This is a genomic window from Streptomyces sp. NPDC093261, assembly GCF_044753645.1.
Taxonomy (GTDB): Bacteria; Actinomycetota; Actinomycetes; order Streptomycetales; family Streptomycetaceae; genus Streptomyces.
In genome coordinates, this window is record NZ_JBIVNO010000001.1 from 360,943 (window position 1) to 374,614 (window position 13,672).

Annotated in this window: 14 protein-coding genes and 1 riboswitch; of the genes, 7 read left to right on the forward strand and 7 right to left on the reverse strand. The window is 72.8% G+C overall.

Going from position 1 to position 13,672, the window contains the following annotated elements:
* Nucleotides 1–291: 291 nt before the first annotated feature.
* On the forward strand, nucleotides 292–1,806 hold the full coding sequence (locus tag ACIP94_RS01680) for a phytoene desaturase family protein (RefSeq protein ID WP_402418027.1): 1,515 nt from the start codon (nucleotides 292–294) through the stop codon (nucleotides 1,804–1,806).
* A gap of 75 nt (nucleotides 1,807–1,881) precedes the next feature.
* On the opposite strand, the gene ACIP94_RS01685 is transcribed toward ACIP94_RS01680, so the two are convergent.
* From ACIP94_RS01685 to ACIP94_RS01705, 5 genes are all read right to left on the reverse strand, one after another.
* Nucleotides 1,882–2,808: a hypothetical protein gene (locus ACIP94_RS01685; RefSeq protein WP_402418029.1), complete on the reverse strand. Its 927-nt coding sequence runs from the start codon at nucleotides 2,806–2,808 to the stop codon at nucleotides 1,882–1,884.
* 56 nt (nucleotides 2,809–2,864) lie between these two features.
* Nucleotides 2,865–3,788, reverse strand: a complete 924-nt coding sequence (gene metF, locus ACIP94_RS01690) for a methylenetetrahydrofolate reductase [NAD(P)H] (RefSeq protein ID WP_402418031.1) — start codon at nucleotides 3,786–3,788, stop codon at nucleotides 2,865–2,867.
* Nucleotides 3,789–3,968: 180 nt separating this feature from the next.
* Complete coding sequence (gene thiE, locus ACIP94_RS01695; RefSeq protein ID WP_402418033.1) at nucleotides 3,969–4,619, reverse strand: thiamine phosphate synthase; 651 nt, start codon at nucleotides 4,617–4,619, stop codon at nucleotides 3,969–3,971.
* A gap of 109 nt (nucleotides 4,620–4,728) precedes the next feature.
* Nucleotides 4,729–5,094, reverse strand: a complete 366-nt coding sequence (locus ACIP94_RS01700) for an Rv2175c family DNA-binding protein (protein ID WP_234514974.1) — start codon at nucleotides 5,092–5,094, stop codon at nucleotides 4,729–4,731.
* A gap of 149 nt (nucleotides 5,095–5,243) precedes the next feature.
* Nucleotides 5,244–6,470 carry an NAD(P)/FAD-dependent oxidoreductase gene (locus ACIP94_RS01705; RefSeq protein WP_402418036.1) on the reverse strand — a complete coding sequence of 409 codons (1,227 nt, stop codon included), beginning with the start codon at nucleotides 6,468–6,470 and terminating at the stop codon, nucleotides 5,244–5,246.
* Nucleotides 6,471–6,689: 219 nt separating this feature from the next.
* Nucleotides 6,690–6,801, forward strand: a riboswitch (TPP riboswitch).
* On the opposite strand from ACIP94_RS01705, the gene thiO reads away from it, so the two are divergent.
* From thiO to ACIP94_RS01730, 5 genes are all read left to right on the forward strand, one after another.
* A complete protein-coding gene (thiO, locus tag ACIP94_RS01710) occupies nucleotides 6,800–7,966 on the forward strand; it encodes a glycine oxidase ThiO (RefSeq protein ID WP_402418038.1) in 1,167 nt (388 codons plus the stop codon). It overlaps the preceding riboswitch by 2 nt.
* A complete protein-coding gene (gene thiS / locus ACIP94_RS01715) occupies nucleotides 7,963–8,163 on the forward strand; it encodes a sulfur carrier protein ThiS (protein ID WP_402418039.1) in 201 nt (66 codons plus the stop codon). Before thiO ends, thiS begins: the two co-directional genes overlap by 4 nt.
* Nucleotides 8,164–8,165: 2 nt before the next feature.
* Complete coding sequence (locus ACIP94_RS01720) at nucleotides 8,166–8,960, forward strand: thiazole synthase (protein ID WP_402418041.1); 795 nt, start codon at nucleotides 8,166–8,168, stop codon at nucleotides 8,958–8,960.
* Between the two features lie 124 nt (nucleotides 8,961–9,084).
* Nucleotides 9,085–11,022 (forward strand): Stk1 family PASTA domain-containing Ser/Thr kinase, encoded by a 1,938-nt coding sequence (pknB, locus tag ACIP94_RS01725; RefSeq protein WP_402418043.1) that lies wholly within the window; start codon nucleotides 9,085–9,087, stop codon nucleotides 11,020–11,022.
* Nucleotides 11,023–11,081: 59 nt separating this feature from the next.
* Nucleotides 11,082–11,981, forward strand: coding sequence for a deoxyribonuclease IV (locus ACIP94_RS01730; RefSeq protein WP_402418045.1), 900 nt, complete (start codon nucleotides 11,082–11,084; stop codon nucleotides 11,979–11,981).
* Between the two features lie 147 nt (nucleotides 11,982–12,128).
* On the opposite strand, the gene ACIP94_RS01735 is transcribed toward ACIP94_RS01730, so the two are convergent.
* Nucleotides 12,129–12,761, reverse strand: a complete 633-nt coding sequence (locus ACIP94_RS01735) for a sulfite oxidase-like oxidoreductase (RefSeq protein ID WP_402418047.1) — start codon at nucleotides 12,759–12,761, stop codon at nucleotides 12,129–12,131.
* 155 nt (nucleotides 12,762–12,916) lie between these two features.
* On the opposite strand from ACIP94_RS01735, the gene bfr reads away from it, so the two are divergent.
* On the forward strand, nucleotides 12,917–13,396 hold the full coding sequence (gene bfr, locus ACIP94_RS01740; protein WP_402418048.1) for a bacterioferritin: 480 nt from the start codon (nucleotides 12,917–12,919) through the stop codon (nucleotides 13,394–13,396).
* Between the two features lie 9 nt (nucleotides 13,397–13,405).
* Here bfr and ACIP94_RS01745 read toward each other — a convergent pair whose 3' ends face one another.
* On the reverse strand, nucleotides 13,406–13,648 hold the full coding sequence (locus ACIP94_RS01745) for a bacterioferritin-associated ferredoxin (RefSeq protein ID WP_402418050.1): 243 nt from the start codon (nucleotides 13,646–13,648) through the stop codon (nucleotides 13,406–13,408).
* Nucleotides 13,649–13,672 lie beyond the last annotated feature (24 nt).

Sequence of the window (13,672 nt, forward strand, 5' to 3'; positions counted from 1 at the left end):
CGCTTCCGCCGAACAGGGTCGGCGGAAGGAGCGGGCAAGGGCGCGGGCGCCGTTCCGCCGCCCCGTGTCGGCGGTCCCGGGCCGCACCCCTCTCCCGTGTCTCCACTGTCTCGTTCGCGCTGGTGGGCCCCCATCCGTGCGCGTACTCATCTCACCGACTAGGTACGCATACTCAGGCCTGAGCGCTCATCCCCACGCCCGGGTGGTGCCGAGGCGCCGGCCTCACGTCCAAAAGGCGCTGATCACAGACCCGCCGCCGGACTGTCGGCGGTGGCGGATAAAGTCACCGGCATGGCACGGATTGCGGTGATCGGCGCCGGGATGGGCGCGATGGCGGCCGCCGCCCGGCTGGCCGTCGCGGGCCACCGGGTGGTGGTCTACGAGCGCACGGAGACATACGGCGGTGCGGTGCGCCGTTTCACGCGCGACGGCTTCTCCTTCGACACCGGCCCGGGCCTGCTACCGCTGCCCGCGGTCTACCGCGACCTGTTCGTCAAGACCGGCAGGGAGCCGCTGGAGAGCCAGGTCGAGCTGGTCCAGGTGGACCCGTCCGCGCGGCATGTCTTCGCGGACGGCACCGAGGTCGCACTGCCGAACGCGTCACGCGCGGGCGCCGTGTCGGCGCTGGACGCGGCGCTCGGCGGCGGTGCGGGTGAGCGCTGGGGCGACTTCCTGGTGCGGGCCCGTGAGGCGTGGGACCGCACGCGCCGGCCGCTCCTGGAGGAGCCGTTGTGGCCCGACTGGGCGGTGCTGGCCGAGCGCGAGCCGTACCCGTCGGCGCCGCACCGCAGGCTGCTGCGCACCCGGCGGGCCGGCACGCTCGCCGAGATCGGCGCCTTCGAGCTGCGCGACGAGCGGCTGACGGCCCTGCTGGAGAGCCACGCCCTGGCGTACGGCCTGGATCCCCGGACGACTCCGGCGAGCGCGGCGGTGCTGCCGTACATGGAGCACGCCTTCGGCATCTGGTATGTGCGCGGCGGGATACGGGAGCTGGCGCGCGCCGTGTACGAGCGGTGCGTGGCGCGAAAGGTGGAGTTCGTCTTCGGCGCCGAGGTCACCGGGATCGTCGAGAAGGACGGCCGGGCGGCGGGGGTGGAGCTGGCCGGGGACACCTCCCGGAGGCCCGGCTCGGTGGTGGAGGCGGACCATGTGGTCGCCGGGGTCGCGCCCGGCGTGCTGGACCGTCTGGTGGCGGGGACGGCGTCCGTGCGGGGGACCGGCGAGGTTCCGCCGCAGCGCGCGATGCTCGCCCGGCTGACGGTGCTGCTGGCGCTGCGCGGCGCGCGGCCGGAGGGCGCGGCGCACCGGACGGTGGTCCACCCGGCCGACCGCGAGGGTGAGTTGGACCGCCTGTTCGGGGCGGACGCCGGGCTGCCGGCCGCCCCGACGGTGACCGTGCTGCGCCCGGACGACCCCGCACTGGTGCCCGGCGCGGAGCACGAGGCGGTCACCCTGTCGGTCACGGTGCCGGCGGGCCTGAGCCCCTCCGAATCCGACGTGGACCGGATCGTGGAGGCCGCCGAGCGCGCGGTACCCGGTCTGCGCGACCGTGTGCTGTGGCGGGAGGTGCGCGCCCCGGGCGATATCGCCGAGGAGACCGGTGTGCCCGGCGGTGCGGTCCCGGCACCCGCCCTCGCGGCGGCCGGCGGACGGCTGCTGCAGCCGTCCAACAGCACGGGCCTGCCCGGTCTGTTCACGGTCGGCGGCTGGTCCCACCCCGGTGGCGGGCTCCCGCACGCCGGGATGTCGGGGGCCCTGGTCGCCGGGCTGATCGTGGAGGGGCCGGACTTCCGGGGCTCGCAGTGAGGCACCGGGAGGCCGGTCGTGCGCGAGGGCCCGGTGCTCGGCACCGGGCCCTCGGACAGGCGTGATCGTGGCCGCTCAGAAGCGGTAGTGCTCGTCGAAGCCGTGGCCCTGCGCGGTGCCGTTCGGCACGGTGCCGTCCCCCTGGTAAGGGTAGGGCTGCTCCTGCGGCAGTTCACCGCCGAACACCCCGTCGTTGCTGCGCTGCTGGGGAACCCAGACACCGGCGGCCGGGGTCTCGCCGTACGTACCGGTGGGGTACTGCTCCTGGCCGTAGGCCTGCTGCCCGTACTGCTCCTGACCGCCGTACGCGGGGTCGTAGGTGCCGCCGCCGTAGGTCTGGGCGCCGGCGTACGGGTCGGAGTAGCCGCCGTACTGCTGCTGGGCGCCCTCGTAGCCGTAACCCTGGTGGCCGTAGGCGGAGTAGCCGTCGTAGGCGTAGGCCTGCTGGTCCTGGGCCTGGGCCGCGTTCGCATAGGACGGGTCCGTGGCGGCCGCGTACGCCGCGCCGGTGTAGACGCCGTACGAGCCGGTCTCCTCGGGCAGGGGCTGCGGCTCGAAGACGGCGGTCGCCTCGGCGGCGCTCTCCGCGGGCTGGGCGCGGGTGAAGACGTTGTCGTCGTCGTGGGCGTCGTCCTGCGGGTGCGTCGCCGCCGTCGTCTGCTCGTCCTCGGGGCCGTCGGTCTCCGGCGCCGGCTCCTGCCGGGGCGGCTCGCCCCGGCGGCGCTTGCTGCCACCGGCCTCACGCGGACGGTTGCCGACCGCCCAGCCGGCCGCGAAGCCACGGCGGAACGACAGCGTGACGTAGGTCTGCCCGACCGCGAACGCCGCGGCGCCCACTGCGATGACCAGGACCGAGGCGGTGAGCACGCCGAGCACGACGCCGAGGAAGCCGACGAACGCCAGCAGCCGCCAGCGCAGGCGAGCCTTGTACTGGAGCAGCACCTCACCGAGAAGCCACAGCGCGACGATGCCGAACGCGATGTAGAGGACCGTCCAGCCCATGTACGCCCCTCTCACAGTGGCCGCTACGCAGTCTGTCGTAGATCGGTACGACCGGTCTAGGTCTGCTGCGGATGGTGCAGGCCCAGATTTTCGTAGATTTCCAGCGTCGCCGTGGAGTTGTTGAGTGTAATGAAGTGCAGTCCGGGGACTCCCTCGGCCAGCAGCCTCGCGCAGAACTCCGTGGCGAACTCGATGCCAATCGAGCGTACAGCCGCCGGATCCTCTTTCGCTGTGAGGATCCGCTCTTTCAGGGCGACGGGGAGGGTGGCGTTGCTGAGCTGCGGCAGCCGCTCCAGCATCCGCACGCTGGTGACCGGCATGACCTCGGGGATGACCGGGGTCGGGCAGCCGGCCGCGGCGACCCGGTCGCGCAGCCGCAGATACGACTCCGGCTGGAAGAACATCTGGGTGATCGCGTAGTCGGCCCCGGCCCGGCACTTGTCGACGAAGTGCGAGACGTCCGTGTCCCAGTCGCTGGAACGCGGGTGCATCTCGGGGAAGGCGGCGACACCCACGCAGAAGTCGCCCGCCTCCTTGATGAGCCGGACCAGTTCGGCCGCGTAGGCCAGGCCCTTGGGGTGCGGGACCCACTCGCCCATCGGGTCGCCGGGCGGATCGCCGCGCACGGCGAGCATGTTGCGGATCCCGGCGTCCGCGTACTGGCCGATGATGTTGCGCAGCTCCGCGACGGAGTGGTTGACCGCGGTGAGGTGGGCGACCGGGGTCAGCGTCGTGTCCACGACGATCTGCTCGGTCTCCTTCACCGTGCCCGCGCGAGTCGAGCCGCCCGCGCCGTAGGTCACGGAGACGAAGTCCGGGGCGACCGCCTCCACCCTCCGCAGCGCGCTCCACAGGTTCCGCTCCCCCTTGGGGGTCTTCGGCGCCGAGAACTCGAACGAGTACGTCGTCTTGCCGGTGGCGAGGATGTCGCGCACCGTACGGGCGCGATCTGTCCTCGTGGATGCGGTTCCGAGGGCCATAGTCGCAGGTTAGCCAGGGGAAGGCGGTCCCCCAACCGGGCGACGGAGATTTGCCTGAATTGTCGCGCTGTTGTCCACCAGTCGGACACCGTCACCCGATCGGGGCGACGAGCCGGCCGTAGCGCGCCGTCCGCAGCCGCCTACGCCGCCCGCGGGCGCTCCACGTGACGCGTAGCCGCCCTACGCCGTCCGCAGCCGCTTGGCCAACTCCGCCGCCGCCGCACCCGGGTCGTCGGCCTCCGTGATCGCACGGACCACGACCACCCGGCGGGCACCGGCCTCCAGCACCTGGTCCAGATTGCCGAGGTCGATGCCCCCGATGGCGAACCACGGCCGGTCGGTGCCCAGCGCGGCGGTGTGCCGGACCAGGTCGAGGCCGGGGGCGGGGCGACCGGGCTTGGTGGGGGTGGGCCAGCAGGGGCCTGTGCAGAAGTAGTCCACTCCGTCCTGGACGGCGGCGGACTCGGCCTCCGCCACGGAGTGCGTTGAGCGGCCTATGAGGACATCGTCGCCGAGGATGGCGCGGGCGGCGGGGACGGGGAGGTCGCCCTGGCCGAGGTGCAGGACGTCCGAGGCGGCCGCGTGGGCCACGTCCGCCCGGTCGTTCACCGCCAGCAGCCTGCCGTGGCGGGCGCAGGCGTCGGCGAAGACCTTCAGGTACTCCAGTTCCTCGGCCGCCTCCATGCCCTTGTCGCGCAGCTGCACGATGTCCACGCCGCCGGCCAGGACCGCGTCGAGGAACTCGGCGAGGTCACCCTGGCGTGCGCGGGCGTCCGTGCACAGATAGACGCGGGCGTCGGCGAGCCGGGCGGAGCGGGCGATGTCGGGCACGGTGGGTTCCCCGGGGTCGGTGGCGTACGGGCCGCGGCGGGCACGGTCGGACTCGGGCCGGGGTCCGTGGACCCGCGGCCCGTACGCCGGACGGTTGTTCTCGGTCGGATCAGACGGCGAGCGCCTGCGCGCGGCGCTTCACCTCCGTGCCGCGATTCTCCCTGAGGGCCTGCGCGGGGGTGCCGGGCAGGGTCGGGTCGGAGGTGAACAGCCACTCGATCATCTCTTCGACCGTGAAGCCGTCGTCCCGCAGCAGGGTCAGGGTCCCGGACAGGCCCTTGACAACCTTGTCCCCGTCGATGAAGGCGGCGGGGACGTGCAGTGCGCGGTTCTCGCCACGGCGTACGGCGATGAGCTGGCCCTCCTTGACCAGCTGCCGCACGCGGGTCACCTCGACGCCGAGTGCTTCGGCGATGTCGGGGACGGTGAGCCAGGCGGGGACGAGAGCATCGATCTTTGCGTCAATCTCGGTCACGGGATCAAGCGTGCCATCCCGGACTGACAGTCGGAAGCGGGGCACCTCCGGCGGAGTGCCGGTTGCCTCCGGCGGTGGACACGGGGGACCCCGGGCGTCCCGCGAACGGGGGGATGCGCGGGCCCGGACGGACCACCCGGTCCGTGCCCCTACGCCGACGCCTCCTTCAGCGGGCGCGAGGGGTCCGCCAGCAGGTCGGCGTCCATCGGGGTGCCCGATTCGATCAGGCGGCGGCCCTGCGCCAGGTCCCGGGGCCGGCCCACCGCCAGCAGGCCCACCAGGCGGCCCGAGCGCAGCCAGCACACCGCCCAGGCGGCGCCCTGCGGGTTCCCGCGCCAGACGGTGGTGTCGGCCGAGGCGTGGTGGCCGACGTACTGCACGAAGCGGCCGAACTGCTCCGACCAGAAGTACGGCACGGGGTCGTACGCCATCGGCGTCTCCCCGATGATGTTCGCGGCCACCGTGCGCGGGCCCTGGAGGGCGTTGTCCCAGTGGTGAACCAGCAGGCGCTGCTCATACCGCCCCGAGGGGAAGGACGCGCAGTCCCCGACCGCGTACACGTCCGGCACCGACGTGCGCAGATGCTCGTCGGCGAGCACTTCCCCGTGCGCCCCCAGCTCGATGCCCGAGCCGGCGAGCCACGCGGTGGCCGGGCGCGCTCCGATGCCCACGACCACCGCGCCCGCGGGCACCCGGGACCCGTCGTCGAGCACCACGGCCCCCGGCTCGATGCGGTCCACACGCGCGTGGGTGATCAGTTCGGCCCCGCTGTCCGCGTACCAGGCCGCCATCGGCGCGGCGACCTCCGCGGGCAGCGCGCCCGCGAGCGGCCGGTCCGCGGCCTCCACCACGGTCACCGCACAGCCCGCCTCGCGCGCCGCGGTGGCGAACTCGGCGCCGATCCAGCCCGCGCCCACCACCACGATGTCGTGCTGGTCGGCGAGGACCGGCCGCAGCCGCTCGGCATCGTCCAGCGTGCGCAGCAGATGCACCCCGGGGACGCCTTCCGCGCCCGGGAGCTGGATCGGTTCCGCTCCGGTGGCGAGCACGAGCACGTCGTACGGGACGGGGCCCTCGACGGTGTCCAGCTCATGGTCGCCGGGGCGCAGCCCGATCACCTCGCAGCCCAGCCGCAGCTCGATGCCCAGGGCCTGGAAGTCGACGTCGAAGGCGGAGCCCTCGGCTTTGCCGAGCAGCACGGCCTTGGACAGCGGCGGCCTGTCGTAGGGCTGGTGCGGCTCCGCCCCGATCAGCGTCACCCCGCCGGTGAACCCCTGTTCGCGCAACGCGACCGCGGTCTGCACCCCGGCCATGCCCGCACCCACGACGACGACGCGCCGTGCCGAATCGCCCCGTTCCTGCGTCTGCTCGCTCACCTGATCACCCTAGCCAACTGACAATGTGTCAGTCAGCGGGCATGCTGAGTGACCTGCTGCACAGCACTCGTCCCGCTGCCTGCCGCGACCTGCCCCAACCGTGTCCGCCGGGAACCGGGGCGGTCCTCCCTGCGCCTACCCGCCGCGGCACGTCACAACCTCGACCCCCGGGAGGCTCCCTTACCGGCGCGGACGGGCACGGACTAGGGTGGCCCCCGTACAAGCACTCGCGGGAGCCCGGACGCACCGGGCTGAGAGGGAGGCTGGCGGCCTCCGACCGTACGAACCTGATCCGGATCATGCCGGCGAAGGGAGGGGGCTGACCGCCCATGTCGCCCATGCGTACCTCGGACGTCCTCGTCGTCGGGGGCGGGATCATCGGACTCGTCACGGCCTGGCGTGCCGCGCAGCGCGGGCTCGCCACGACCGTGGTCGATCCCGCCCCGGGCGGCGGCGCCGCCCAGGTGGCCGCGGGGATGCTCGCCGCCGTCACCGAACTGCACTACGGCGAGCAGACGCTGCTCGCGCTCAATCTGGAGTCGGCACGGCGCTACCCGGACTTCGCCGCCGAGCTGACCGAGGCCACCGGCCGGGATCTCGGATACCGCCGGTGCGGCACGCTCGCCGTCGCCCTGGACGCCGACGACCGCGCCCATCTGCGGGACCTGCATGCCCTGCAGCAGCGCTCCGGCCTTGCGTCGGAATGGCTGAGCGGACGCGAGTGCCGGCGCCTGGAGCCGATGCTCGCCCCCGGGGTGCGCGGCGGCCTCAAGGTCGACGGCGACCACCAGATCGACCCGCGACGGCTGGTCGCGGCCCTGGTCACGGCGTGTGAACGGGCCGGGGTCGCCTTCCACCGAAGCTGGGCCGAGCGGCTGACGGTGGTGCGGGAGCGGGCCGCCGGAGTCCGGACCGCCGACGGCACCGACCTCCCCGCGGAACAGGTCGTACTCGCGGCGGGCAGTCTCAGCGGGCAGCTCGCGGGGGTGCCCGACGAGGTGCTGCCGCCCGTACGCCCCGTGAAGGGGCAGGTGGTGCGGCTGACCGTGCCGAAGCGGTACGCCCCGTTCCTGAACCGCACCGTGCGCGCTGTCGTCCGCGGCGGCCACGTCTACCTGGTGCCCCGCGAGAACGGCGAGCTGGTGGTCGGCGCCACCAGCGAGGAGCTGGGCTGGGACACGACGGTCACCGCGGGAGGGGTGTACGAGCTGCTGCGCGACGCGCACGAGCTGGTCCCCGGCATCACGGAGCTGCCGCTCACCGAGACCCGGGCCGGACTGCGCCCGGGCTCCCCGGACAACGCGCCGCTGCTCGGACCGACCGAGCTGGACGGCCTGCTGCTGGCCACCGGGCACTACCGCAACGGCGTCCTGCTCACCCCGGTGACCGGCGATGTCATGGCTCATGTCCTGACCACGGGCGACCTCCCGGACGAGGCACGGCCCTTCACCCCCCGGCGGTTCGCCGCCACCGCGCTCACGGAGCAGCCCGCATGAACATCTGTGTCAACGGAGAGTCCCGCCAGTTCGCTCCCGGCACGGCACTCGACGCCGTCGTACGGGTCCTGACCGCGGCCCCCTCGGGTGTGGCCGCCGCCCTCAACGAAACCGTCGTCCCGCGTACGCAGTGGCCGTCGACACCGCTCCGGGAGGGCGATCGCGTCGAGGTCCTCACCGCCGTCCAAGGAGGCTGATCATGGCCGACGATCCCTTCGTCCTCGGTGGCACGACGTTCTCGTCCCGGCTGATCATGGGGACCGGCGGCGCGCCGAGCCTCGAGGTCATGGAGCGGGCGCTGGTGGCGTCCGGCACGGAGCTGACGACGGTCGCGATGCGCCGCGTCGACGCCTCGGTGCACGGCTCGGTGCTGTCCGTGCTCGACCGGCTCGGGATCCGGGTGCTGCCCAACACGGCGGGCTGCTTCACCGCGGGTGAGGCGGTGCTCACCGCGCGTCTCGCGCGCGAGGCTCTCGGCACGGATCTGGTGAAGCTGGAGGTCATCGCCGACGAGCGCACCCTGCTGCCCGACCCGATCGAGCTGCTGGACGCGGCCGAGACCCTGGTCGACGACGGTTTCACGGTACTGCCGTACACGAACGACGACCCGGTCCTCGCCCGGAAGCTGGAGGACGTCGGCTGCGCCGCGATCATGCCGCTCGGCTCGCCGATCGGCTCCGGGCTCGGCATCCGCAATCCGCACAACTTCCAGCTGATCGTGGAGCACGCGCGCGTGCCGGTGATCCTGGACGCGGGCGCGGGCACGGCCTCGGACGTGGCCCTGGCGATGGAACTGGGGTGCGCGGGCGTGATGCTCGCCTCGGCGGTCACCCGCGCGCAGGAGCCGGTCCTGATGGCGGAGGCGATGCGGCACGCGGTGGAGGCGGGCCGGCTGGCCCGGCGGGCGGGGCGCATCCCGCGCCGGCACTTCGCGGAGCCGTCGTCGCCGACGGAGGGCATGGCGCGCCTGGACCCGGAGCGGCCCGCCTTCTGAGGGCGGGCACGGCCGTCCGCCGGGCGGGGGCCGAGTGCGGCGTGCGTCACAGCTCGGCTGCAGTCATACCCCCCGGCAGCGGCAAACGAGGGGACCGACCGTGGTCCCTCGTAGACTCACCTGCGTGGATACGACCCTTCAGGACCCTCTCGTCGGGCAGGTGCTCGACGGCCGCTATCGCGTCGACGCGCGGATCGCGATCGGCGGGATGGCCACGGTCTACCGGGCCCTGGACACCCGCCTCGACCGGGTCCTCGCGCTCAAGGTGATGCACCCGGCGCTGGCCGCCGACGCGTCCTTCGTGGAGCGCTTCATCCGCGAGGCCAAGTCGGTGGCGCGCCTGGCCCACCCCAATGTGGTGCAGGTGTTCGACCAGGGCACCGACGGGTCCTACGTCTACCTCGCCATGGAGTACATCGCGGGCTGCACCCTGCGGGACGTGCTGCGCGAGCGGGGGGCGCTCCAGCCGCGCGCCGCCCTGGACATCCTGGAGCCGGTGCTGGCCGCGCTGGGCGCCGCGCACCGCGCCGGGTTCGTGCACCGCGACATGAAGCCGGAGAACGTCCTGATAGGCGACGACGGCCGGGTCAAGGTGGCCGACTTCGGCCTCGTCCGGGCCGTCGACACCGTCACGAACACCACGGGCGCGGTCCTCGGCACCGTCTCCTACCTCGCCCCCGAGCAGATGGAACACGGCACGGCCGACCCCCGGGTCGACGTGTACGCCTGCGGGGTGGTCCTGTACGAGATGCTGACCGGCGCCAAGCCGCACGGCGGCGACTCCCCCGCCCAGGTGCTCTACCAGCATCTGAACGAGGATGTGCCGCCGCCGTCGGACGCCGTGCCGGGGCTGGCGATCGAGCTCGACGAACTGGTCACGGCGGCGACCGCCCGCAGTCCCGAGCTGCGTCCCGACGACGCGGTGGCGCTCCTCGGCGAGGTGCTCGACGCGCGCAGCACGCTCACCGCGGAGCAGCTGGACGCCGTACCGCCGGGGGCCCTCGCCGCGGAGCACGACAGCTCGGGGGACCGTACGAGCGTGATCCCGCGCCTGGTGCCGGTCCGCCCGGTGCACGGCGACCCCGAGGGGCCCGGGGACCCCGCCCGCGACACGGCCGTGGTCAACCGGACGAGCGTGCTCCAGACCCCGCCGTCCGAGCCCGCCGGGCGCTCCGCGCGCCCCCGCCGGCTGCTCGCGCTCGTCCTTGCCGCGCTGGTGGCGTTCGGGGTCGGCACGGGCGTCTGGTACATCAACTCCGGGCAGTTCACCAAGGTGCCGCCGCTGCTGGCGAAGACCGAGGCCGAGTCACGGGCCCGGCTTCAGCGGGCCGGGCTCGAGGTCGGGCAGGTCCGGCACGCCTACAGCGACACGGTGAAGCCCGGCACGGTGATCAGCACCGATCCGTCGGCGGGCGAGCGCATCCGCTCCCACGACGCGGTGACGCTGACCCTCTCCGACGGTCCCGAGACGGTGCAGGTGCCCGATGTGAAGGGCGAACCGCTGGCCAGCGCGCAGGAGCGGCTGAAGAAGGCCGGCCTGGTCCCGGGCATGGTCACGCAGGCGTTCAGCGAGGGCGTGGCCAAGGGCTCCGTGATCGGCACGGACCCGGGGGCGGGCACCAAGCGCCACGGCGGTTCGGCGATCGCGCTCACCGTGAGCAGGGGCAGCCCGGTGGAGGTTCCCGAGGTCACCGGCTCCGACCTCGACGACGCCACGACCCGGCTGCAGGACGAGGGCCTGAAGGTGCGGATCGCGGACACGCAGGTCACCTCCGAGTTCGACGCCGGCAAGGTCGCCCGGCAGTCCCCGGACCCGGGCAAGCAGGCCGCCGAGGGCGACACGGTCACGCTGACCGTCTCCAAGGGCCGCGAGCAGGTCGAGGTGCCGGACGTGGTCGGCGACAACGTCGACGACGCGCGCAAGACCCTGGAGGCGGCGGGCTTCCAGGTCGAGGAGGACCGCGGCCTGCTGGGCCTGTTCGGCGACACGGTCAAGGACCAGTCGGTGAAGGGCGGGCAGAAGGCGCCCAAGGGATCCACGATCACGCTCAAGATCCGCTGAAGGGCCCCCGACGGCGCCCGGCCGCCCGGGCGCCCGGGCCCGCGTGACACCCTTGGAGCGTGAGCACTCCCCAGTCCACCGGCGCCCTCGGCGCGCCCGCCGCCCTCCGCAATCCCGTCGGCAGTCATGTCCCCGTGGCGGGGGGTCTGCACTCCGTCGGGCTGGCCTATGCGCGGGACATCGGGGCCGAGGCCGTGCAGGTCTTCGTCGCCAATCCACGGGGCTGGGCGACCCCGGCCGGCAATCCACGGCAGGACGAGGCGTTCCGGGCCGCGTGTGCCGCCGGCTCGACACCGGTGTACGTCCACGCGCCGTATCTGATCAACTTCGGCTCGCACACCGAGGCGACGGTCGAGCAGTCGGTGGAGTCTTTGCGGCACTCGCTGCGCCGGGGACGTGAGATCGGGGCGCTGGGCGTCGTCGTGCACACCGGGAGCGCCACCGGCGGGCGGGAGCGGGCGGTCGCGCTGCGGCAGGTGCGCGAGCGGGTGCTGCCCCTGCTGGACGAGCTGGCACACGACGACGACCCGTACCTCCTGCTGGAGTCGACCGCGGGCCAGGGCGCCTCCCTGTGCTCGCGCACCTGGGACTTCGCGGCGTACTTCGAGGCGCTGGACGCGCATCCCCGGCTGGGTGTGTGCCTCGACACCTGCCATGTCTTCGCGGCCGGGCACGATCTGACGGGGCCGAGCGGTATGCATCAGACCCTGGATCTGCTGGTGGACACCGTCGGCGAGGGGCGGCTGAAGCTGGTCCACGCGAACGACTCCCAGGAGAGGGTCGGCGCCCACAGGGACCGTCACGCGAACATCGGCTCCGGCCATATCGGCGAGGATCCGTTCCGCGCCCTGATGACCCACCCGGCCACCGCGGGCGTGCCCCTGATCATCGAGACGCCGGGCGGGAAGGAAGGCCACGCGGCGGACGTGGAGCGACTGAAGAAGCTACGGGAGGGCTGACCGCCCCGGGCTTGCCGGGGGGCCGCGGGCTGAGCGCCCCGGGCCTGGTAGCGGGCCGTGGGCTGACCCCCCGCGCTTGCCGGCGGGCCGTGGGTTACCGCGGTGGCGGGCCGTGGGTTACCGCGGTGGCGGGCCGTCGCGCCGCGCTCACAGTTCCGGGCCGTCGCCGGGTTCCTCCTGGTAGGAGTAACGCTGTTCCCGCCAGGGGTCGCCGATGTTGTGGTACCCGCGCTCCTCCCAGAAGCCGCGCCGGTCGGCGGTCATGTACTCGACACCTCGGACCCACTTGGGGCCCTTCCAGGCGTACAGGTGCGGGACGATCAGACGCAGCGGGAAGCCGTGCTCGGCGGTGAGCAGTTCACCGTCCTTGTGGGTGGCGAAGATCGTCCGTTCCGAGGCGAAGTCGGCGAGGCGGAGGTTCGCGCTGTACCCGTACTCCGCCCAGACCATGACATGGGTGACGGCGCGGGCCGGAGGGGCGATCTCGAGGATCGTGCGGGCCGGGATGCCGCCCCATTCGGCCCCGAGCATGCTGAACTTCGTGACGCAGTGCAGATCGGCCACCACGGTCGTGTACGGCAGGGCCGTGAACTCCTCGTGGTTCCAGGAGTGCTTCTCGCCGTCCGCGGTGGCGCCGAAGACCCGGAAGTCCCATCGTTCGGGGCGGAACTTGGGCACCGGGCCGTAATGGGTGACCGGCCAGCCCCGCTGCAGTCGCTGTCCCGGCGGAAGCTCGGACCGTACCGCTTCTCCTGACATGCGCTCCACCGGATGACCCATGACTCCATCCTGACAGACCGCAGAGGGTGCATCCGACCACCCGCAGCCCAATCCGGGCAACTCGCACTAAGCATGCACTTACTGGACGCCCCTGTGTGCCGGTGCAATCATGCGGCGCAATCCGCCAGTCCCCCCGCTTGGAAGGAGCCCGGGCGATGCAGGGCGACCCCGAGGTCATCGAATTCCTCAACGAACAGCTCACCGGCGAGCTGACCGCGATCAACCAGTACTTCCTGCACGCGAAGATGCAGGAGAACTTCGGCTGGTACAAGCTCGCCCAGCACACGCGGCACGAGTCGTTCGACGAGATGAAGCACGCGGAGGTGCTCACCGACCGCATCCTCTTGCTGGAGGGGCTGCCGAACTACCAGCGGCTGTTCCATGTGCGGGTGGGACAGACCGTGCGGGAGATGTTCGAGGCGGACCGGCAGGTCGAGGTGGAGGCGATCGACCGGCTCCGGCGCGGGATCAAGATCATGCGGGAGAAGGGCGACATCACGTCCGCGAACATCTTCGAGTCGATCCTGGCGGACGAGGAGCAGCACATCGACTATCTGGACACCCAGCTTGACCTGGTGGACAAGCTCGGCGAGGCGCTGTACATCTCGCAGATCATCGAGCAGCCCGAGAGCTAGGCGCGAGCGCTAGGCGGCGTCCCGCAGGCTCCCCGGGCCGTCCGGAGTGGAGAGAACCGGTTCGCCCCGGTCGGCGAGTTCGCGGCGCGGGCACGCGCCCCTGCCCAGCAGCGCCTGGATCCGCCGTACGCACGACCCGCAGTCCGTGCCCGCCTTGCAGGCCGACGCGACCTGCCGGGGAGTGCAGGCGCCGTTCGCCGCGTGGTCCTTGACCTGCTGCTCGGTGATGCCGAAGCAACTGCAGACGTACACGCGGTTCACCTCCCGACGGGATCG